At 62.7% G+C, this 21,579-nt stretch carries 17 protein-coding genes and 1 pseudogene; 6 read left to right on the plus strand and 12 right to left on the minus strand.

What is annotated here, in order from left to right:
- Positions 1–45: 45 nt before the first annotated feature.
- From phnA to VSR82_RS17105, 5 genes are all read right to left on the minus strand, one after another.
- On the minus strand, positions 46–1,317 hold the full coding sequence (gene phnA, locus VSR82_RS17085; protein ID WP_429462601.1) for a phosphonoacetate hydrolase: 1,272 nt from the start codon (positions 1,315–1,317) through the stop codon (positions 46–48).
- An 11-nt stretch (positions 1,318–1,328) separates the two neighbouring features.
- The gene (locus VSR82_RS17090; protein WP_410850058.1) at positions 1,329–2,486 is read right to left on the minus strand and encodes a 2-aminoethylphosphonate--pyruvate transaminase; all 1,158 of its coding nucleotides are present in this window, start codon (positions 2,484–2,486) and stop codon (positions 1,329–1,331) included.
- A gap of 298 nt (positions 2,487–2,784) precedes the next feature.
- On the minus strand, positions 2,785–3,636 hold the full coding sequence (locus VSR82_RS17095) for an EamA family transporter (RefSeq protein WP_368583902.1): 852 nt from the start codon (positions 3,634–3,636) through the stop codon (positions 2,785–2,787).
- Position 3,637: 1 nt separating this feature from the next.
- On the minus strand, positions 3,638–4,459 hold the full coding sequence (locus VSR82_RS17100) for a DeoR/GlpR family DNA-binding transcription regulator (RefSeq protein WP_410850057.1): 822 nt from the start codon (positions 4,457–4,459) through the stop codon (positions 3,638–3,640).
- The gene (locus VSR82_RS17105; RefSeq protein WP_429462597.1) at positions 4,449–5,369 is read right to left on the minus strand and encodes a DeoR/GlpR family DNA-binding transcription regulator; all 921 of its coding nucleotides are present in this window, start codon (positions 5,367–5,369) and stop codon (positions 4,449–4,451) included. The genes VSR82_RS17100 and VSR82_RS17105 overlap by 11 nt, the downstream gene beginning before the upstream one ends.
- Before the next feature lie 356 nt (positions 5,370–5,725).
- On the opposite strand from VSR82_RS17105, the gene VSR82_RS17110 reads away from it, so the two are divergent.
- Positions 5,726–8,206, plus strand: a complete 2,481-nt coding sequence (locus VSR82_RS17110) for a GcvT family protein (protein ID WP_498857945.1) — start codon at positions 5,726–5,728, stop codon at positions 8,204–8,206.
- A 74-nt stretch (positions 8,207–8,280) separates the two neighbouring features.
- Positions 8,281–8,784, plus strand: a complete 504-nt coding sequence (locus tag VSR82_RS17115) for a nucleotide triphosphate diphosphatase NUDT15 (RefSeq protein ID WP_498857946.1) — start codon at positions 8,281–8,283, stop codon at positions 8,782–8,784.
- A gap of 74 nt (positions 8,785–8,858) precedes the next feature.
- Here the strand turns inward: VSR82_RS17115 and VSR82_RS17120 are convergent, their stop codons facing one another.
- Both VSR82_RS17120 and VSR82_RS17125 read right to left on the minus strand, forming a co-directional pair.
- Entirely contained in the window at positions 8,859–9,269 is a 411-nt protein-coding gene (locus tag VSR82_RS17120) for a BON domain-containing protein (RefSeq protein ID WP_429462593.1), read from the minus strand.
- A 542-nt stretch (positions 9,270–9,811) separates the two neighbouring features.
- Positions 9,812–10,072 carry a hypothetical protein gene (locus tag VSR82_RS17125; protein WP_410850052.1) on the minus strand — a complete coding sequence of 87 codons (261 nt, stop codon included), beginning with the start codon at positions 10,070–10,072 and terminating at the stop codon, positions 9,812–9,814.
- Between the two features lie 511 nt (positions 10,073–10,583).
- Here VSR82_RS17125 and VSR82_RS17130 point away from each other — a divergent pair.
- A complete protein-coding gene (locus VSR82_RS17130; RefSeq protein WP_498857947.1) occupies positions 10,584–11,732 on the plus strand; it encodes a helix-turn-helix transcriptional regulator in 1,149 nt (382 codons plus the stop codon).
- A gap of 52 nt (positions 11,733–11,784) precedes the next feature.
- Here the strand turns inward: VSR82_RS17130 and VSR82_RS17135 are convergent, their stop codons facing one another.
- From VSR82_RS17135 to VSR82_RS17150, 4 genes are all read right to left on the minus strand, one after another.
- Entirely contained in the window at positions 11,785–13,293 is a 1,509-nt protein-coding gene (locus VSR82_RS17135; protein WP_429462587.1) for a pyridoxal phosphate-dependent decarboxylase family protein, read from the minus strand.
- Positions 13,294–13,388: 95 nt separating this feature from the next.
- Positions 13,389–16,694, minus strand: a complete 3,306-nt coding sequence (locus VSR82_RS17140) for an adenylate/guanylate cyclase domain-containing protein (RefSeq protein WP_498857948.1) — start codon at positions 16,692–16,694, stop codon at positions 13,389–13,391.
- Positions 16,695–16,744: 50 nt separating this feature from the next.
- Positions 16,745–17,692, minus strand: a complete 948-nt coding sequence (locus VSR82_RS17145) for a pseudouridine-5'-phosphate glycosidase (protein WP_429462583.1) — start codon at positions 17,690–17,692, stop codon at positions 16,745–16,747.
- A 49-nt stretch (positions 17,693–17,741) separates the two neighbouring features.
- The gene (locus VSR82_RS17150) at positions 17,742–18,404 is read right to left on the minus strand and encodes a dihydrofolate reductase family protein (protein ID WP_498857949.1); all 663 of its coding nucleotides are present in this window, start codon (positions 18,402–18,404) and stop codon (positions 17,742–17,744) included.
- Between the two features lie 244 nt (positions 18,405–18,648).
- Between VSR82_RS17150 and VSR82_RS17155 the strand changes: the two genes are divergently transcribed.
- A complete protein-coding gene (locus VSR82_RS17155) occupies positions 18,649–19,158 on the plus strand; it encodes a DUF1269 domain-containing protein (protein ID WP_429462579.1) in 510 nt (169 codons plus the stop codon).
- A gap of 130 nt (positions 19,159–19,288) precedes the next feature.
- Positions 19,289–20,416 carry an aminotransferase class V-fold PLP-dependent enzyme gene (locus VSR82_RS17160; protein ID WP_429462577.1) on the plus strand — a complete coding sequence of 376 codons (1,128 nt, stop codon included), beginning with the start codon at positions 19,289–19,291 and terminating at the stop codon, positions 20,414–20,416.
- Positions 20,417–20,562: 146 nt separating this feature from the next.
- Here VSR82_RS17160 and VSR82_RS17165 read toward each other — a convergent pair.
- Positions 20,563–20,826, minus strand: a pseudogene (locus tag VSR82_RS17165) (VOC family protein); the annotation flags it as partial.
- A 392-nt stretch (positions 20,827–21,218) separates the two neighbouring features.
- Between VSR82_RS17165 and VSR82_RS17170 the strand changes: the two are divergent.
- Positions 21,219–21,557: a P-II family nitrogen regulator gene (locus tag VSR82_RS17170; protein ID WP_368583888.1), complete on the plus strand. Its 339-nt coding sequence runs from the start codon at positions 21,219–21,221 to the stop codon at positions 21,555–21,557.
- Positions 21,558–21,579 lie beyond the last annotated feature (22 nt).

A 21,579-nucleotide genomic window follows, 5' to 3' on the forward strand; every position in this document is an offset into this window, starting at 1 on the left:
GGCCGTCGCGAGAAGCGGGGCGCGCGGGTTGTTGTGATCGACGCGTTACGCCGCGGCGCCCTGCAATACGTGGTTCATCGCGACATCGAAGATGTCGAAGTTGCGCAATGCGCGGTCTGCCGGCCAATCGGTCTTGCGGTTGACGATCAGCGGCACGTTCTCTTCCGATAGCCCGCCATGCGAACGCAACGGCTCGGTCAGGCCCGACAGGTCGTGACGCGCGGCGCTCGTGCCGAACACCTTGGCGCGTGTGCCGACCACGACGACGTCGCCGATACGGTCGGGCGGCAGCTCGAAGCGCTCGCAGGCCTCCGCACTCGTCAGCGCGAGCTGGATGCCTTCGGTCTTGCGCAGCCGTTCGAGCAGCGCCGCTGCTTCAGCCGCTGCGATCCCCTCGGGCAGGTAGATGGTGGCGAAAGAGCCCAGCGCCCCGTGATGCGCGACGTACGGATCGGTGATGGGCAGGATCACGCGCGAGCGGCCTTTGCCGGTCCATTCGTCGAACAGGTCTTGCAGGTACAGCACGTCGGGCGCGCCATCCGCGCGATGTTTGCCGTTCATGCCGTGGTCAGCGGTGATCGCCAGCACGCAGCCAGCCGCATCGAGCGCGCCGACGTAGCGGTCGAACATCGCGTAGAACTCGTTGGCTTTGGGCGACCCGGGCGCCGCCTTGTGCTGCACGTAGTCCGTCGTCGACAGGTACATCAGGTCGGGCCGGAACGTGTCGAGCAGTTTTACGCCTGCCGCGAACACGAACTCGGACAGGTCCGCCGAATACACATCCGGCAGCGGCTTGCCGACGTAGGCGAGCACGTCGCCAAGGCCGTTCTGTGCGCGGGTAGCCTCGTTGGCCTTTTCAGCCGAAAAGGCGATCGCGCGGCCGCTCGTGAAGTCGAGCCCGTTGCCGAGCAGCGTCCGGAGCTTGTCCTTCGCGGTGACGACGGCGACCTTCGCGCCGGCGTCGTGGAACGCGGCGAAGATCGTCGGTGCGCGCAGGAAGCGGGCGTCGTTCATCATCACTTCTTCGCCGCTCGCGCGGTCGTAGAAGTAGTTGCCCGCGATGCCGTGCACCTTCGGCGGACAGCCCGTCACGATCGACAGATTGTTCGGGTTCGTGAAGCTCGGAATCACGCATTGGGCGATGCGGCTCGTGCCCGTGCGCAGCAGCTTCGCGAGATGCGGCGCGTGCCCGGCCTTCGCGGCTTCCTCGATATAGGCGGGCTCCGAACCGTCGAGGCAGATTACGACGACCGGCTCCGATGGGAAGCGGTAGTCGCGGCCGTTGATGCTCAGCACGGTGTCTTGCAGCGTACTCATGATGTCCCCCTTCAAGCCGTTTTCGCGACCGGCGCGTTCATGCCCATTTCATCGAGCACCTCGCTGATCGCACCGAGCGCGGCGCGCATTTCGCGCTCACCGAGCCGGCCGATGCAGCCGATCCGGAACGAGTCCGCAACCGTCAGCTTGCCCGGATAGATCACGTAGCCGCGCGCCTTCAGGCTGTCGTAGAAGCGCTGGAATTCGAAGCGCGGGTCCTCGGGCATATGGAAGGTGACGATGATCGGAGCCTGCAGCGCTTCAGCCAGCAACGGCTTGAAGCCGAGCGCGCGCATGCCTTCGACGAGAATCCGGCAGTTGTTGCGATAGCGCGCGCCGCGTCCCGCGACGCCGCCTTCGGCATCGAATTCCTCCAGCGCCTGATGGAACGCGACGATCACGTGCGTGGGCGGCGTGAAGCGGTATTGGCTGGTCTTTTCGAGGTTGGTCCACTGCTCGTGCAGATCGAGCACGAGGGTGGTCGCGTTGCCTTGCGTGCGGGCCAGCGCCTCACGGCGGCAGATCACGAAGCCGAGACCGGGCACGCCTTCGATGCACTTGTTCGACGATGCGGCGACCGCATCGATATGCATCGTCTGCACGTCGAGCGGCAACGCGCCGAACGCGCTCATCGAATCGACCAGATAGCCCTTGCGGTAGCGGGCCGCGAGCGCGCCGATCTGCGCGATCGGATTCAGGATGCCCGCAGTGGTCTCGCAGTGGACCGCGAACACATGCGTGATCGACGGCGAGGCGGCCAGCAGCTTGTCGATCTCGGCGAGATCGGGCGGCGTGTCCTCGGCCGTTTCGTGCACGACGGTCTTGCGGCCGGCGATTTCAAGGATGCGCTTCGCGCGCTTGCCATACGCGCCGTTGATCAGCACCAGCACCTCGCCGCCTGGCGGCACGAAGGTGGTGAGCATCGCCTCCACGGCGAAGGTGCCCGAGCCCTGCATCGGTACCGTCACCCAGTCGCGCGCGCCATTGGCGATCGCGGCAAGGCGCGCGAGAACCGAGCGATTGATCTCGATGAAGTTGGCGTCGCGGGAGCCCCAGTCGTGAACCATCGCGGCCTTGACGGTGCGTGACGTGGTCAGTGGTCCGGGGGTCAGCAACAGCGGATCGCCAGTTTCGGAACTAGCCGGCGATGCATACGTGGAACCGGTCATCGATGTCTCCTTGTGGGTCGATTTGGGTACTGCGCAGGTGCGTGAGACCCACTCTAGGAGCCGCAACAAAAACAGTCAAGATGCCAAAAAATGCCACATTCCAGTCGGACGCGCGAAACGCCGCCTGAAAGTTCGCGAAGTCCGCGATGGATATGGGAAAGCGGCCGCCGCTCGGGACAAACCCGCATGGGGAGACAGGAGGGGATAACCGGGGTTGGTGGAGTGCAGGGCGCGGCCGGATGCGTCACCGGTCAGAAGCCCCGTGGCCTGCCGTCATCGCCGAAACCCACGCTGAGAATCAGAACAGCCGCATCAGCGCAAGGCCGGCCAACGTCAACGTAGCGGCCGCGGTGCGCACGCGGCTGAACGGCTCCTTGAGCACATAGACGGCGATGAAGCCGGCGAACACCACGCTCGTCTCGCGCACTGCCGCAACGAGGGCGATGGGAGCGACGGTCATCGCCCAGATCACGATCCAGTATGCCGCGAGCGACATCGCGCCGCCCGCGAAGCCCGGCAGCAGAAAACGCCGCATCGGCGCCATGCCGGCCGGCCCGTAGCGATACAGGCAGAGCGTCAGCATCGGCAACGCATCGAACACGAACAGCGTCGCCGCGTAGGAGTTCGGATTGCCGGCGACGCGCGCGCCCACGCCGTCGACGACCGTGTAGCCCGCGATCGTCACCGCAGTGAGCAGCGCGAAGCCGAGCGCGACACGGTTTTCCGACGCGGAGTGATGGCGGCCGCGCAGCGACAGCAGCAACACGCCGCTGCCGAGCAGCACGATGCCCGCGACGCCGCCCGCGCTCATCGTCTCGTGCAAGATCGTGACGGAGACGAGCGCGGTGATCAGCGGCGCGGAGCCGCGCGCGATCGGGTAGATCTGGCTCATGTCGGCACGACGGTATGCCTCGCTCAGGCACACGTAGTAACCGAAATGAAGCGCCACCGATCCCGCCACCCAGGGCCACGCAGCAGGCCGGGCGAATCCGGTGAACGCGAGCGACGGCAGCGCGATCAGACCGCAGGCGATGCACAGCAGGGTCATCGCCAGAAAAGGATCGAGCCGCACCTTGATCACCGCGTTCCAGCCCGCATGCAAAAGCGCGGCCGACAGCACGGCGAAGAACACGGGAAGCGTCATCGTCATGCTAGCTGTGGCGATTGGCGATGATGACTTCCCAGCGCTGTTCGGCGCAGGCGCGCACGATGCCCGCGGGCGGCTCGGCGTCGACGATCAGTCCGGCGATGTGCGGCACGGGCGCGATCAGCACGGGCGTCTGCTGTTCGAACTTGCTGTGGTCCGCGAGCACGTAAACCTTCTTGCCCGACTTCATCATCAAATGGCGTTGCTCGGCGGCGAGCCGCGAGTAATCGGTGAATTCGCCTTCGGGCGAGATGCCGCCCACGCCGACAAACACGAGATCGACGCGGAAATGGCTGAGCGCGGTCATCGTCTCGACGCCGATAGCGGCTTCGTCGTTCGGGTCGATGTCGCCGCCGAGCACGACGACCTTCACGCCAGGCGCGCGGCACAGCATCAGTGCGATCGGCAGGCTGTTGGTGATGACGGTCAGGTCGCGATGATGCTGCAGCGCCTCGGCCAGACCGAGCGTGGTCGAGCCCGAATCGATCAGCACGACCATGCCGTCCGCGACGAGTCGTGCGGCCGCGGCGCCAATCGCCGCCTTGCCCAGCGCGTTGACCGCTTCGCGGCTCGCCAACGACGGTTCGGCGACCGGGCGCTTCGCCGCGCCGCCGTGCACGAGATTCGCGCGGCCCTGCTCCGCGAGGATCTTCAGGTCGCGGCGGATCGTTTCGCGCGACACGCCGAGCGTCGCCGACAGGTTGGCGACGCTGACCGAGCCGCTCGCCTCGAGGCTTTGCACGATGTAGTCGATGCGCTCGATCGCGAGGCGGCGGTTCGGGTTCAATGAAGCGGGCACGGGCCCGGCTGAGCGGTTATCGAGCATGGTGTGGCTCTCCGTGCGCATCGTCGGCGAGGACGTCGCTGGATGAATGGCAAGTTGCGTCGGGCAGACCGCGCGGATGCGATCGATGCGCTGCCTCGCCCGGGCCTTCCGTCTCCCGTGCGAGGGCGGCGATCACCGGCGCGGCCGCGCTGCCCGGATAGCGCACTTCGACGCGTGCCGCGGCGAAGAGCTGCGCATAGTGCGCGTCGAGCGGCGCATCGGTGACCAGCACGTCGATCTCGTCGGCGTTCATCGCGCGCACCAGCGCGCTGTGCTCGAACTTGGCGTGCACGGCGACGACCACCCGCTGCCGCGCCTGCCCGAACGCGGCACGCGCGAACTCGACATCCCACGGCTGTGCGTCCATGAAGCGTCCCGCGCGATCGACGGCCGTCACCGAGACGATTGCGTACTTGACGTGAAATTGCCGGATGTAGGCGAGCACGGGCTCGCCGAGCGCGGCGGCGTCGTCTGCGCAGAGTTCGCCGCCCGCCATGAACACGCGATTGCCGTTGTGCTGCGCGAGCAGGCTGGCGATGGCGGCGGAGTTGGTGATCACCGTCAGGCGGGAGCGGCTGCGCAGTGCCTGGGCGATGTGAGTGCAGGTCGTACCGCTGTCGAGGATCAGCGAGTCGCCGTCTTGCACGAATTCGCAAATCTGCTGCGCGACGATTTCCTTTTCCGCCCGGTGCTCGTGCATACGCCGCCGGAACGGCGACTCCTCTAGATGGCTGGGCAGCATCACACCACCGTGCACCTTGATGAGCAGGCCCTCCTCGATTAGCGGCTTGACGGTGCGGCGGATCGTTTCGTCCGATACGGCGAGCGCCTCGGCGAGCTGGGTGATCGAGGTGGTGCCCCGTGACTGGGCGATCCGCAAAATCTCGGCACGACGTAGCAACGGATACATAAGCGGCCAGCGTGACAAAAACAGAAAGGGGCGCGACGCGTAACGGCGTGACGGGTTTCGACCGTCAGGATGCCACAAAATAACACAACTTTCCTCGTCGATCGGGATTTTTATTGCGGTTGGATACCCGTGGCCCCAGCTCGAAAAAGGCGAGGTGGGAAGGTGTCTCGCGGATTACGGGCCTGCGTACAATGCCCAATACTCAAGGCTTTTCGGCGAATTTTCACCGTGTTCGCGCTCTCCGCTGCTCCCGGCGATTTCCGGTTTTTGTTGTTTTTTGCGTTTTTTTGTTGCAGTCTATGGCCACAGCGTTTTCCACACATTGCCACACACTTCCAAAAAAGCGAGGTCGCCCGGTGTCGACGGAAATTCCAAGCCACGCTCGTGTCGTCATCATCGGCGGCGGCATCGTCGGTTGCTCGGTTGCGTGGCACCTGACCAAGCTCGGCTGGACCGACATCGTGCTGCTCGAACAGGGGCAGCTATCGTGCGGCACCACCTGGCATGCGGCCGGTCTCGTCGGGCAGCTGCGGGCGCAGGAAAGCATGACGAAGCTGATCCGCTACTCGACGAAGCTTTACGCGGAACTCGAGGCCGAGACCGGCCTTGCCACGGGCTGGAAGCAGTGCGGTTCGCTGTCGGTCGCGCGCACCGCAGAGCGCATGACCCAGCTGAAACGCACGGCGGCAGTCGCCCGCGCCTATGGCGTGGCCTGCGAAGTCATTGGGCCGGGCGAGGCCGGCGAACTGTGGCCGGTGATGCGCACCGACGATCTGCTCGGCGCGGTCTGGCTTCCGGGCGACGGCAAGGCGAATCCCACCGATCTGACGCAGTCGCTCGCGCGCGGCGCACGCATGCGCGGCGCACGTATCGTCGAAAACGTTCGCATCACCGCAGTGCAGACTCGGCCGGCGCGCCAGGGCCGCGAGGCCTGCGGCGTCACCTGGCGCCGCAAGGACGGCGCCGAAGGTACGCTGCACGCCGATATCGTGGTCAATTGCGCAGGCCAGTGGGCCAAGGCGGTCGGGCGGATGTGCGGCGTCACGGTGCCGCTGCATTCGGCCGAGCACTACTACATCGTCACCGAGCCGATCGCCGGCGTGCACCGCGATCTGCCCGTGATGCGCGATCCGGACGGCTACATCTACTTCAAGGAGGAAGTGGGCGGCCTCGTGATGGGCGGCTTCGAGCCGAACGCGAAGCCGTGGGGCATGGCGGGCATCCCCGAGAACTTCGAGTTCCAACTGCTGCCGGATGATTGGGATCAGTTCGAGATCCTGATGCAAAACGCGCTCGTGCGCGTGCCGGCGCTCGAAACCGCGCAAGTCAGGCAGTTCTATAACGGCCCCGAATCGTTTACGCCGGACAACAACTTCATCCTTGGCGAGGCGCCGGAGCTGCGCCGCTTTTTCGTGGCGGCCGGCTTCAATTCGATGGGCATCGCGTCGGCGGGCGGCGCGGGCATGGCGCTCGCCGAATGGATCGTCGCTGGTGAGCCGACCATGGACTTGTGGCCGGTCGACATCCGCCGCTTTGCGCGCTTCAATGGCAACGACACGTGGCTGCACGATCGCGTGAAGGAAACGCTCGGCCTGCATTACGCGATGCCGTGGCCCAACCGCGAGCTCGATTCGGCGCGGCCGTTCGGGCGTTCGCCCCTGTATGCGCTGCTGCGCGACGACGGCGCGTGCTTCGGCAGCAAGATGGGCTGGGAGCGCGCCAATTTTTTCGCACCGAGCCCCGAAGAAGTGCGCATCGACTACGCGTTCGGCCAGCAGAACTGGCTACCGTGGAGCGGCGCCGAGCACCGTGCGTGCCGCGAACGGGTCGCCCTGTTCGACATGAGTTCGTTCGCGAAACTGCTCGTCAAGGGGCGCGACGCCGAAGCGGTGCTGCAAGGCATCGTAGCGAACGACGTCGCCGTGCCGCCCGGCACCACCGTCTATTCCGGCGTGCTGAACGAGCGCGGCAACTACGAATCGGACGTGACGCTGACCCGCGTCGCCGACGACCAATACCTGATCGTGACGGGCTCGGCGCAGGCAACGCGCGACCTCGATTATCTGGAGAAGGCGATTGCGCCCGAGCGCCACTGCGTGGTGGTCGATGTCACGAGTCAGTACGCGGTGCTCGCGGTGATGGGGCCGCACGCTCGCGCGCTGTTGCAAAGCGTGTCGAAGGCGGACTGGAGCAACGAGGCGTTCCCAGTTGGCCAGAGCCGCGAAGTCGACATCGGCTACGCGACGGTGCGGGCGACGCGCCTCACCTACGTCGGCGAGTTGGGCTGGGAGTTGTATGTGCCGGTCGAATTCGCGGTCGGGGTCTATGAGACCTTGCACGCGGCTGGCGAGCCGTTCGGCCTCGTCAACGCCGGTTACTACGCGATCGAATCGCTGCGGATCGAAAAAGGCTATCGGGCTTGGGGCCGCGAGCTGACGCCGGATTGCAATCCGTTCGAGGCGGGCCTCGCATTTGCCTGCAAGCTCGACAAGGACATTGATTTTCGCGGCCGCGACGCGCTTCTGCGTCTGCGCGACGCGCCGCTGCGCCGGCGTCTCGTGACCCTGACAGCCGACGGCGTCGAGCATCTGATGCTGTGGGGTGGCGAAGCTATCCTGCGCGACGGCGAGCCGGTAGGGGCGGTCACCTCAGCCGCGTTCGGGCATACCATGCGATGTCCGGTCGCAATGGGTTTCGTGAACCGTGCCGATGGTCCCGCGGATGCCGCGTGGCTCACGCAAGGCCGCTATACGATCGACGTGGCGGGCGAACAGGTGAGGGCAACCGTGCATCTGAAGGCGCCGTACGATCCGCGATCCGAACGCGTGAAGAGCTAGATGCAACGTCCTTCGATCCAAACCTTGAACGGTCCCGCGATAGAGCCTGTGTGTCGGCGTCCACGAAACGATTCATGGATTTGATGACAACCGATCGATCGCCGCGTCGGAACGGATGCGTAGCATGGGAGACTTGCCGAATGAATTCTTTTCGTCACGGTGACGCGTCATACGCGGCTGAAACCTTGCTCGGTGTCGGCGTGGTGATTCAGCGCGAAGGCCGTTATCTTCTGGGTCTGCGCCGTAGCGAATATGGCTACGGCACATGGGGCTTCCCCGGCGGCAAAGTCGACATGGGTGAAGATCCGCTTGCCGCTGCTTCGCGCGAGTTGCTCGAGGAGACGGGTCTGGTGCTAACGGAACCGGTGGCAACAACCTGGAGGACGGGATGGATCGAGTCCGGCAAGCTTCGGCATATCACTTTGTTCGTCGAGGGCGATTCAACAGGAACGCCAATATGTATGGAGCCGGACAAATGCGAAGCATGGTCATGGTTCGCGGAAGACGCTCTGCCGGCGAATCTCTTCGAACCAACCGAGCTCTATTTTTCTCGGGCGCAGGGAACGGGATCGCCGTAAGGGGGAGACAGTAGACGTAGGCGACCGGTCCGCACGGAAAGCGCAATCCGGTCGATCTGTCGAGCATCGCCTACCTATCCGGCCGATACCGTGGGACGCTGCTCAATGGTTGCTGCGTCGCTTTCTCGCACTGTCAATCTGTTCCTCACCGACTTGACACCGAGCACTGATCTCGCCGCATTGGCGGCGCGCGAGATCTGCCAGCTTTCCGGCACCGTCCCGGTGAGCGTAACGACGCCGTGGCTCGCCCTGATGTGAATCTTTGAATCATCCATATCCGGTACGCGCCTGAGGGCACGGCGAACGTCGCGAACTATCGAAGTATCCGGCTTGGGTCGAGGCGGTGAGCTCGAGGCCGCCACCTTTTGTGCGACCACGTCGGTCGTCGTGCTCAGACCTGGTTGCGCGTTCGCATAGGCCGAGGCACTCGCGATGGCCGCGACTAAGGTTGCGCCGATTATTCTGCTCGCATTGCTTTTATTCATGCTGCCTCCGTTGAGTTCTGTCGACCTTGCGGTTCAAGACAGAAAGATGGGGCGCGGCTCCGCCGTTCGTAGCGCGGTTGAGCGATTTGGTGGCATTTCCGTGAACGCGTCCTGCCCGGCAACAAAAGGAATAGGGCGGTGACGCAAACCCACGTAGTCCACTGCCGTCAATTCCGACGCATACGTTCAAGAGAGTACGCCTTACGCGGAAATCAGAACAGGGAACAGATAGCAACGCGCCAGGTTGATAGGCGGGGCGTGAATATTCGGTTTGCGCGAAGCTGGGCCTCAGGTGGTAAAGGCGCCGGCGGCCGTGCGGTTGAGCAGGAGGAGCACGTGTTCTTAGGAGCCTGGCAGCAGCAGTGTATCTGGGTTTTTTTTGCCACCGGGGAGTCGCAATCAGCCAGGCATTTGGGCGAATCGTGACGCTGTCGAACGTCGCAGTCGCCATCCGCACACAGCGGGAGGCACCCTAAAGCGCCGCCCGGTTTCAAGCGACTTGAAGCATTCCATGGAATCGCGACGCCGCCAGTTCTCAACGGTTAATTTACCCGCGCATCGCACTCGCTAGAGTGAGGGGTTTCCGGGCTTTTCGCGTGGCACTCTTCACGAATATCTTCATTTGCCGAGGCACGTTGCAGGGCCTCTGGCGGCTTGCACGGAATCGCTGTTTCGTCCGGCTCAATGTCGGCACAGAGGCCGATTTCCGATTGTGCGTGGCGCAGGAACAGAGCAAGAAGTTCGGGACGCAGCCCATCACCGCTTTGCGCTGCAAGTGCATGCAGCGAGAGAAATGGCAACATGGTTCGACTCCAATCAATATTGGGCTGTTCGATTCAGGAAAGATAAAAAGTCACTTCGAATCGGCAACCCTAACAACGGGCATCGCTATACTCCGGCCGAGCGATCAAATAGGGTGATCTCGGCGCCACGGTCAGGCGGCAAAAGCGGGCCTTGCGGCTACCAGGAGAAACGTTTGTCACGCCGGTTGATCTTGAGCGTCGGCGTCTTTCAACTCGACGTAACAGGGAAATGCGTGCTTTCCGAACCATGTCGCCAACTATTTTTGACCAGCTTGTATCGCATGCATACCCCCATTTGGGAGTAACGAATGATTGACGCCAAAGTGAATCATGATTTGCGTCAACGAGATGAACGATATTTTGTTGTAGTTACACGATGAATATTCGACCACATTTTCCATCGATTCTGGCGGCGTAATGCCGCCCAAAGGCGTTTTAAAGCGTCGAGACGTGCTTAAACTGGAAATCGTCGAGGTTAGGTGATCCCTCTCGTGGCAAGGATCAGGCGATTGTGGGCACAGACAATATTCATTTGGCGATTCAGCGTATCTACGAAGCGGTTCTAGCGCCGCAAGCGTGGGAAGAGGCTGCGGCAAGTATTGTCACGGCCATCGGTGCGGACTGGGGATTTTTAATCGCGACCCAGAGAGGCGCGACGGCGCTTTCAGTGTCGGCGGGGCTCGAGCCGGTTTTTGCCCGAGGGCTTCAGCGCGAATTTCAAAACCGCCTTCCGCAGTGGATCAAAAATATTCCAGTCGGAACACCGCGACGACAGTCATCAGAAATCTCAGACTCCGAGTTCAAACGCACTCACATCTATAACGAGGTAGTCAAGCCCGCGAATATGTTCTATGGGCTCGTTCTGCCGGTTTCCCGCACCGATATGCAGCAGGTTTATTTCTCGGCTGGTAGACAGCTCGGTGCCATAGACTTTGGCGAGGCCGATCTTTCGGCTGCCGCAATGATTGCGCCACACCTAGCCGCGGCGTTGAACGCGCGCAGTCATATGGTGTCGGCTGATCTGCGCGCCAATGGTGCATTCGACCTTTTGATGCGCCTCAATATAGGCGTCGTGCTTCTGGACTCGAAAGCCCAACCCGTCTTTGTCAATCGCTATGCAGAGGCGCTTTGCGAACCTCACGATGGTTTGATAATTAACCATCAGGAAGTATCTGCCCTTGTTCTGTCGGACGCGAAAAGCTTGCGGGACACGATTGCTTGCGCGATCGATATCAATGGTGACCGGTCGCATCTGACCATCAGTCGCCTGACGATGCGTGCAGCGCCTCGCTGCTATGTTTCTCGACGATCTCCGCGATTACCGTTGATTGTTCGCGCCATACCGGTGATGCCGCCTGAATCCTTGGGTGGGATCAGTCCACTTGTTTGCACGGCTTTATTAATTTTCGATCCGGAGCGACCCGTTGCAGTCAATCAGTCGGACGTAGCGAAAACATTCGGGCTCACCCGGCGCGAGGCCGAGTTCGCAGCACTATTGGCGCGCGGGCATGATGTTGACGAAGCCGCGTTGATCATGGGAATCAAATCTAAGACCGCACGAGAATATCTGAAGGACATTGAGGGGAAAACACAAACGCATCGCCAGTCACAGTTGGTCTCGCTCCTGCTGCGTGGTGGCACGGATATCTTTCGCGAATAGAGAATGCCCGCCATCTGCGGTTCACGGCCGAACGATGCCGAGGAACCGGGAGTCAATCGCTACGACTTCCACGCAAAATCCGGTCTCCGAGTCGAACGATTTCCTTGACCAGCAGATCCAGGTCGTCCCGACGTGTCCGGTGATTGCATATCGCGACCCTGAGGCAATGTACTCCTTGCACCGTCGTATCGGACAACGCAGCGATACCAGCCTCCTGAAGCTGCAACATGATCTCGATGTTGAGAGCCTTTAACGCTTCCTCTTCCATTTCCTTCTCTGGCCGATATCTGAAGCATACGATGTTGATGTTGGTCGGCACGACCAACTCGAGGCGTTGCTCAGAGACGATGAGCTCACTGAGGTAGCGACCCTGCGCGATGTTTTGATCGATCAGACGGCCGAACTTCTCGACACCATGCTCTTTCAGAGCCATCCACACTTTCAGCGCACGGAAACCTCTGGACGTCTGCAATCCATACTCGTATAACCACGGAGCCGAAGCGATGCCACGCGGTGTCGGTTGCAGATATTCCGGAGTCAGCGCGAATGCGCCACGATGCGCAGCGGCGTCGCGAACGAGCGCGCAGCCGACCTCAAACGGGGCGTGCAACCACTTGTGAGGATCGAGGGCGATCGAATCAGCGCGTGCGATGCCCGCAACGCGATGTGCATTGTCGGGCGCGATCGCTATCAGCGCGCCGATGCATCCGTCGACGTGTAGCCAGACGTCCTCTTCAGCGGCCAAATCGGCCAGCGCGATCAGATCGTCGATCGCGCCGGTATTGACGGTCCCTGCCGTTGCGATCACGCACGCAGGCTGAAACCCCGCGGCCCGGTCCTCTGCGATCGCATTCCGCAGAGCGGCAACGTCGATTCTCAACGCCCCATCGGTCGGAATCCGCCGCAACGCCGTATTTCCCAGGCCGAGCGACTCCATCGCCTTACGATGGCAGCTATGCATCTGATCGGAGCCATAAAACCGCAACGGCCGCTCGATGGCGGCGACACCATGCTCCCGCACGTCGATTCCAGCCTTCGCGTTGCGCGCCACTGTCAACGCAATGATATTGGCCATTGAGCCGCCGCTGACCAATGTGCCGCTGGCCGAAGCGGGAAAGCCGACCATCTCCTTGCACCAGTCGACGACCTGCTGATCCATCAACGCCGCCGCATGATTGCCGCCGCCCAGGTTAGAACCCTGAATGGCCGCCAGGAAGTCTCCCAGTGCCCCGGTGAAGTTGCTTGCGCCCATGTACCAGGACCAGAAGCGAGGATGCACGTTGCCCAGTGGATAGGGCATCAAATTGTCGCAAAGCTCGTGATAGATGCTTTCCGCCGATGCTCCCGAGCGTGGCAGCGGCTGCTCGAACAAGGCCTTGGCGTCTTCGGGCATGCTTTGCCACACTGGCCGGCTGCGGACGTCGCGCAGGTAGTCGATCGCATCGTCGACGATGCGGTGCGAGAGTGCGCGCAGCGCCGTCCAATCGTCGGGATCGAGGGTTTCCTCGGCACGCGGCACGCCGTGGATAGGGAGCAAACCGGCTGCGTCGTTCTTATCCATCACGGCACCTGTTGGATTCAATGTTGAGCGAACAAGAATAGCGCCAGCACGAGACACAGGACGAACAAAGGACGCCTTTCACACCAGTGGTGAACTCATCGTCCTCGATCCGCCTCGTCCGCGAGCGCAGCGTCGATCGTCTGGAGCGCATAAAGGAAACCCAGGCTGCCGCCCTCCTGCCGTAGCCGCCGCAGTTCCTTCAGCAACGCGGGATCGCGATTGCCAGTGCCATAAGAGACGAGCGCCCGTGCGCGCGCCACGAAAAATGCAGAAAAGGGCGATGGTTCGCGGCGCGCGTAGTCTTCAAGGGCCGCGGCATGATGCGCGGCCGCATCCCAGCGTTCGCGGTCGATGCATGCATCGATCGCATCGCGTCGAAAGAGGAAGTGGTTGTGGCTCACCGCACCGGCAGCGAGCAAAGCTTCGCCTTCCGCGAGCGCCTGTGCGAAGACCACGGGGTCGTCCGTCGTGCGCGCGAGCACGCCGAGATAAGCCGCGCCCAGGTAGTTCATGCCGGTCTCGCGACTGATCGACAGCGCCGCTTCGATATCGGCGCGCGCTTCGCGCTGACGGCCGGCGACACGATGCATTTCCGCGCTAAATGCAAGCGCTTCACCTTCGAAGCGCCTCGATTTCAGCTCGCGCGCGCACTGTAGCGCAGGAGCCACGTGCTCCCACGCGCGATCCCACTCCGCGCGATCGTGCAGGCAGTGCCATGCCGCATGATGTGCGACGGCAAGCGCGCGGGGATGACCCACCTTCTGCGCCGCGGCGACGCTGGCGAGGGCGGCGTCGAGGGCGCTCGCGGCTTCGCCGGTAAACCACGTGGTGATGGCCCGCATCGGCAGATTGGCAACCTCGATGCGTCCGAAGCCATGGCATTGACAGAGTTCGATGCAACGGCTGAAGGCCTCGTGGGCGCTGATCATCCGCCCGCGCATGTACTCTGCATCGCCAAGGCCGCCAAGTGCGGCCGCCTCCTGTTCCGGATCACACGCGTCGCGCGCGAGGGCAAGGCTGCGTCCGTGTTCACGCACGCAACCGTCGATATCGCCGCGCGGAAAACACAGATTGCCGCGCAGGAAGTGAATGCGCGCCTGTTCGTGCGCAAGGCCTTGGGCGGCTTCGGCGGCATGATCGAGGTCGGCCCATGCACCGTCGAGATCGTCGATGATCCGCTTCACAGTCGCCCGCCCGATCCATGCGCGGCAACGCTCCGCGTCGGACGTCGCGAATTCGAGGGCGGTTTCGAATGCATGGAGCGCCGACTTCATGTCACCCAGGTCATGCAGGACGTTGCCACGCAGACACTCGAGTGCGGCGCGCTCGCTACGTTGATCCGCGAGATCGAGCCCGCGTTCGACAAGCCGCAGCGCGGTTTCATGGTGGTAGCCGGACGCCTGCGCCCGCGCTGCGTCGCAATAGGCGAGCGCTGCCCCGGGGTCTCCCGCGCGATCGAGATGTTCGGCCCGCAGCACGAGGTCGCGCTCGCCGTACCACTGTGCGGCGCGTCGATGCAAATCGCGGCGGCGGCTTTTCAGCAGCCCGTCATAAATGGCGTCGCGAATGAGTGCGTGATGGAAGATGAATCCGCTGCCTTGACGTCGTAACAGCAGACCGATCACGAGCGGTTCCAGCGCAACACCGGCATCGGCGCTAGCGCCGTCGCCATCGACGAGAAAATCGACTGCATCCTTCTCAAACAACTGGCCGAGCACCGAGGCAGCCTGCAGCACTGTCTTATTGGCCGGATCGAGTCGATCCAGTCGCGCCTGTACGAGGCTTCGCACCGACCCCGGCACGCCTGTCCCTTGACCGTCTTGCGCATCGTTCAGCAACTGCTCGAGAAACAGCGGATTGCCGGCCGCCCGTGCGATGCAGCGTCCCGCCAGATCCGCCTGCGCCGCGGGGAACGATCTGGCCATCGCTTGCGCGTCGCCGGTGCTCAGCGGACCCAGATCGATCAGCGAATACGGCTCGCCGATCGCCGCGCGCCATGGCTCCTCGCTCGAATCGCCGTGCGTCCGCGCGGTCAGCACGAGTACGGCCGGACATTGCGCCATCGTTGCCGACAGTCCGGCGAGGTCGCGGAGCGTCGATTCGTCCGACCAGTGAATATCCTCGACGACCAGTACCCGAGGCCGCTGGCGGCTCGCGCGCTGGACGAGCCGGGTGAGGGCGTTGCGCCGGCCGCGAACGCGCATTTCGTTGTCCATGGCTTCGTAGACCGCCCGATCCTCGAACCCCATCGGCACATCGACCAGATCTTCGAGAAACAGCGCGTCTCCAGCGTCGATCAAACCGGCATCGAGCGCGTGTTCGACGCCGGTGGCACTCGTATCTCGATTAGTTGAACCGTCGGGTGCCAACAGGCCGCGCACGAGAGACTGAATTGCGCCACGTCCGGTTGACGCACCGAAGTCGAGCACGAGGCCCGTATGAGAAAGGAATCCTGACTCCCGTGCCGCGCGTTCGAATTCCTCGACCAGCCGTGTTTTGCCGATTCCGGCCTCACCGCGCAGCAGTACGGTGCGTCCGGCCGCGGTCTCACGGCACGAATCGAGCACGGTTCGAAACTGTTGCATCTCACGATGCCGGCCGACCAACGGCCGGCCCGGGCGTGAGCGCAGCAGGGCGGCAATAGACCACGCCGTGACCGCTTCCGCGAAGCCTTTGACCGACAACGCGCCGCGTTCGGCGCAGTCGAGGCGGTCAGCCAGCGGGCGCCGCACGGTTTCCGATATCAGGATCTGCCCGGCCTCGGCCGCATCCGTGAGACGCGAGGCGAGGTTGACCGTGTCGCCGGTGACGGTGTATTCGCGGTGAGTCACGCTGCCGGTGCCGCTTGCGACGACTTCGCCGCCGGCTATGCCGATATGCACGGAGATGGAGCGGCCGAGAGAACGCGATAGGCCGGGCATTCCGTCCCTGATCGCGAGTGCCGCCCGCACGGCGCGTTCGACATCGTTTCCATGCGAGACCGGCGCGCCGAATACGGCCATCACGCAATCGCCGACATGCTTGTCGACGTGCCCGCCGTGCTGCTCGATGGTGCGGTCAGCCTGCTCGAAGTAGCGTTCGAGCACGGCGAGTACTTCCTCCGCGTCGACTTCACGGCTCATCTGCGTGAAGCCGGCGAGATCGGCGAAAAGGACGGCGACTTGCCGTCGTTCGCCCTTCGCCTCGGCTGGGCTCGCGGCGCTGTGCCGGGGTTCGGTTTGCGCCCGCAATTCACTCAACGCGGCGAGCAGTTTGCGGCGATGACCTACCGACGCTATACCCAGTTCTTTCAGATCGTCGGCGGTGAGATTGCGGAGCACGTCGGCGTCGATGGCGTTCTCGCGAAACACCGGTTCATACCGCTCCATTCCGAGGCTGTGCAGCCATACGGCGACGTCCACGAGCACCGTCCTGACAGGAAGGTTTCGAATTCGTCAAAGATAGCACGCGGTTACACCGCGCCCGACCCGCGGTTCGAGCGTGCCAACGCGAGCGCCAGCTTTGCGCCGACCTCGGCATTGTGCTTTACGAGCGCGATGTTTGTCGCGAGGCTGCGCCCGCCTGTCAACGCTTTGATGCGCGCCAGCAGGAAGGGGGTCACCGCCTTACCGGTGATTCCTTGCGCAGCGGCCTCGTCGAGCGCCTGCTGGGTCAGCGCGTCGATCTCTTCGGACGACATCGCTGCCGCTTCCGGCACTGGCGTGCTCAACACCACACCGCCGTCGAGGCCGAGGTCCCACTTGGTGCGGATGAAACGTGCCTGCTCCGCCGCGTCGTCCAGCCTGAAGTCCACGCGAAAGCCGCTGTCACGCGTGTAGAACGCCGCAAAATTGTCCTGTTCGCAACTGAGCACCGGCACGCCGTGGGTTTCCAGATATTCCAGCGTGAGCCCGATGTCCAGGATGGACTTCGCACCGGCGCAGATCACCGCGACCGAGGTCTTCGCGAGTTCCTGCAGGTCGGCCGAGATGTCGAAGGTCTCCTGTGCACCTCGGTGTACGCCGCCGATGCCTCCGGTGACGAAGACCTCGATGCCGGCCAACGCCGCGCAGATCATCGTGCCAGCCACGGTCGTGGCGCCCAGGCCGCCGCCAGCGAGGACGGCCGGAAGGTCGCGGCGGCTGACCTTATGCACGTGGTCGGAATGGCCGATCATTTCCAGTTCGTCGTCTGAAAGACCGATGCGGATTCGACCGCCGATCAGCGCGATCGTCGCCGGTTCGGCGCCCGCGTCACGGATCAAGGCCTCCACTTCGCGCGCGGTGCGAACGTTCTCCGGGTAGGGCATGCCATGGGCGATGATGGTCGATTCCAGCGCCACGAGCGGGCGGCCGGCGGCCTGCGCAGCGGCGGCAGGCGCGCTCCAGGTCAACCAGGAGCGTGCAAGGTTGGCATCCATGTCGATCCTTTCGGGGGCGATTCATCGAAGTATGCGGGACAAGACCGGGTTAGGTGTCCGTGTGTCCCTGGCGCCTTAAAATGACATGGGCCGCTTTCTCCGACGCTACGAATTCAACGCATTCGTATCCCAGAGCCCGCAAGTCGACCCCTTCGAACAGCGATTCTCCCCGGCCGAGCAGGACCGGCGCGATAGCAATGTGCAGTTCGTCAATGAGGCCCTCGCGGAGATACTGCCGGATCGTCTGCGGCCCACCGCCGATCCGCACGTCCATTCCGGCAGCGGCCTCGCGTGCACGGTCGAGCGCCTCGCGAATGCCCCCTGTGACGAAGTGGAACGTCGTGCCGCCCGCCATCTCGATGGGGGCACGCGGATGATGGGTCAGGACGAAGACCGGGACGTGATACGGCGGACTGTCTCCCCACCAGCCTTTCCAGCTTGTGTCCGGCCATTCCCCACGAATGGGGCCGAACATGTTCCTGCCAAGAATCCAGGCCCCGACATTCTGAAAGCCGCGGGCGGCGAAATCATCGTTAACCCCCGTCGTACCGTTGTCCTTGCCGAACAAGGCTCGCTGGAAAGTGCGGGTTGGGACTAGCCACTGATGCAATTCCGTCCCGCCAATGCCGAGCGGATTATTGATGTCCTGATTCGGACCTGCACCGTATCCGTCGAGCGAGATGGTGAAGCCCTGAACGCGAACGCGTGTCATCGTTTCCCTCCGATTGGACGCCTAACGTAATGTGGACTGTGGACCGTAGATCTGCATGATTTGCGGAACTACGCGAAATAGTCTGGCAGCAGATTTATGCTTAACCATACGTGTTCAAGAGAATTTTCTGGATTTGTAGGTTGGCATACAGCAGTGATCATCCGCCCACAGTATCGCCTGCGTCAGGCGTACGATAAACAGCATCGTCCCGTTGGCGGACGCCTTGATTGATGGGAGGATCGAGATGAGACGTCTTTATTTCCTCGCACCCGACACGACGACGGCGAAGGCGATCGTAGACGACTTGCTGCGCTCGCGAATCACATGGCGGCATATCCATGTTCTCGCGAATCACAGCGTCGCACTCGAAGAGTTACCCGAGGCAACTTTGCTGCAAAGCAGCGATGTCGTGCACTCGCTCGAACGCGGCGTGGCGCTCGGCGGTGCGACCGGAGCGCTCGTTGGCCTCGTGGCGCTGGCGTTTCCTCCCGCGGAGCTCGCCATTGCGGGCGGAGCCGTCGTCGCATTGACGTTGGCGGGTGCCGGCTTCGGGGCCTGGACGGCCGCGATGATCGGCGTCGGCGAACCGAACGCACAACTCGAGCGCTTTCGGGGCGCGATACGTGACGGCCAGCTCCTGATCATGGCCGACGTGCCTGGATCGCGCGAACAGGAGATCGAGCAGATGGTCGCGCAGCATGTACCGAAGGCCGATCTGGAGGGCGCGGAGCCCACGACGCCGATCTTCCCGTGAGAAGCGGCTGAGACGAGGCCATCGGCGTCAGCCGGATGGGTAACAGAGGCGTCCCGGCCGATGCCGTCGCGGGCAGCTTTCGTTAGAATCTGTTTTCGATTCTTTTACTCGTCAATTACTGGAGGCGAACGTGCCAGGTTTACTTCCCGATGTCGACCGCGAGGGACTCCTCGAATATTCGGTCGTGTACACCGACCGATCAATCAATCATATGTCGGAGCTCTTTCAAGGCGTCGTACGCGATATTTCCGCCTCCCTGAAAAAAGTCTACAACGCGAAGTCGACCGTGATCGTCCCCGGCAGCGGGACGTTCGGCATGGAAGCCGTCGCCCGGCAGTTCGCGACGAACAGGAAGTGTCTGGTCATCCGCAATGGCTGGTTCAGTTACCGCTGGTCGCAGATTTTCGACATGGGCGGCATTCCGTCTGAATCGATCGTGTTGAAGGCGCGCCCGGTCGGCGAGGGAAGGCAGGCCGCCTATGCCCCGGCTCCGATCGAAGAAGTGGTCGCTGCGATCAAGGAACACAAGCCGGACCTGGTGTTTGCGCCGCATGTCGAAACCGCATCCGGGGTGATGCTGCCCGATGCCTATATGCGCGCGGTGTCCGACGCCGTGCATGCGGTCGGCGGCATGTTCATTCTCGATTGCATCGCCTCCGGCACGATCTGGGTGGACATGCAGGCGAGTGGCATCGATGTCCTGATCAGCGCACCGCAAAAAGGATGGAGCGCGTCACCTTGCTGCGCCATGGTCATGCTCAGCCCGCTCGCCCGCGAACGAATCGACGCGACGACCAGCACCAGCTTCGCTTGTGATCTTCGCAAGTGGCTGCAGATCATGGAAGCGTACGAGAACGGCGGGTTCGCGTACCACGCCACGATGCCGACGGACAGTCTCGCGACGCTGCGCGACGTCATGAAGGAAACCGAAGCATATGGCCTCGACAAAGTGAGGGCAGAGCAGCTCGAACTCGGCAAGCGCATTCGCTCACTACTGAGCGACAAAGGCTTCAAAAGCGTGGCGGCCGAAGGTTTTCAGGCTCCGGGCGTCGTGGTCTGCTATACGGACGATGACGGCATACGATCCGGCAGGAAATTCGCCGATGCCGGTTTGCAGATCGCGGCCGGTGTTCCTCTTCAATGTGACGAGCCTGACGACTTCAAAACCTTCCGCGTAGGATTATTCGGCCTGGACAAACTGCATGACGTCGAAGGTTCGGTCGCCAGGTTCGCCAAGGCGCTGGACAGTATTCTCTAGCGCGTGTTTCCAAAGCATGTGCGCATGGCTCTGCCGGAATAGCTATGCGCACTCCAATGCCTGAGCTATAGCTGCGAACGTAGTTGTAGATGATCGGCTCCGCCGCTATACCACTTGCTTTCACCGAGTAGGAGATTTTGTGATTTCTACTGAGTCACTGGATCGTGACAACACACGCAAATCCTGTTTCCCTCTGGGTCGCGGAAATACGCGCCGTAATAGTTCGGGTGATAGTGCGCGCGCAAACCGGGAGGGCCTTCGCAAGAATCTGTGTTTGCCAACGCGGTAGCGTATGCGCTGTCGACTGAACGACGATCAGGCGCAAGCAATGCGACCATCTGGCCGTTTCCGTGTTCTGCTGAGTTGCCATCATAGGGCGTGCGGATAAGGAAAAGCGGTCGAGCCATACCACAGCCATCCTCGGCCCTTTAGGCGTTCGCGAGTGCCGGGCCTGCGAGTGGAAACCTGGAAGCTTCGATTAATGAATCTGTAATAGCGAGCGACAGAACCGTGCACGCATGCCCCATCTTGGGCGGACTAAGGAAAGCGCGCTCGCACATGGTGCCTGGGTACATGCCGCATTCGGCGAAGAAGCCTTCTGACGGTCCCGCCACCCAATCCTGCTCCGTTCCTCTCAACATCCATCTGATCGCCGTAAAACCCAACGCGCGGCGCCTCCGATAACTCTCCCGCTCCAATACCGTTCGTGCAAATGGCATGACAGTTGCTTTGAACGTCCCCGCGCGCTGAGCCACGGTCATCGTAGGCCAGCATCGGGATGGGCGATCAACGGAGAGGCAAATTGAAACTAATAACTGCGGTCATCAAGCCATTCAAGCTTGATGAGGCTCGTGAAGCCTTGTCATCGCTTGGCGTCTCTGGAATCACGGTGACGGAGGTCAAGGGCTTTGGGCGTCAGAAGGGCCACACCGAGATGTATCGGGGCGCGGAGTACGTCGTCGATTTCCTGCCGAAAGTGAAGATCGAGGTCGCCGTCCCGGATGACATCGTCGATCAGGCTATCGAAGCGATCGAGCGTGCGGCGCGTACGGGCAAGATTGGTGACGGGAAGATCTTCGTGACGCCGATCGAGCAGGTGATCCGGATCCGCACCGGCGAGACCGGCGCCGACGCCCTATAAAGACATTCGGACAAGAGGAAAG

The organism is Burkholderia sp. JPY481, assembly GCF_038900515.1.
Lineage (GTDB): Bacteria > Pseudomonadota > Gammaproteobacteria > Burkholderiales > Burkholderiaceae > Paraburkholderia > Paraburkholderia youngii.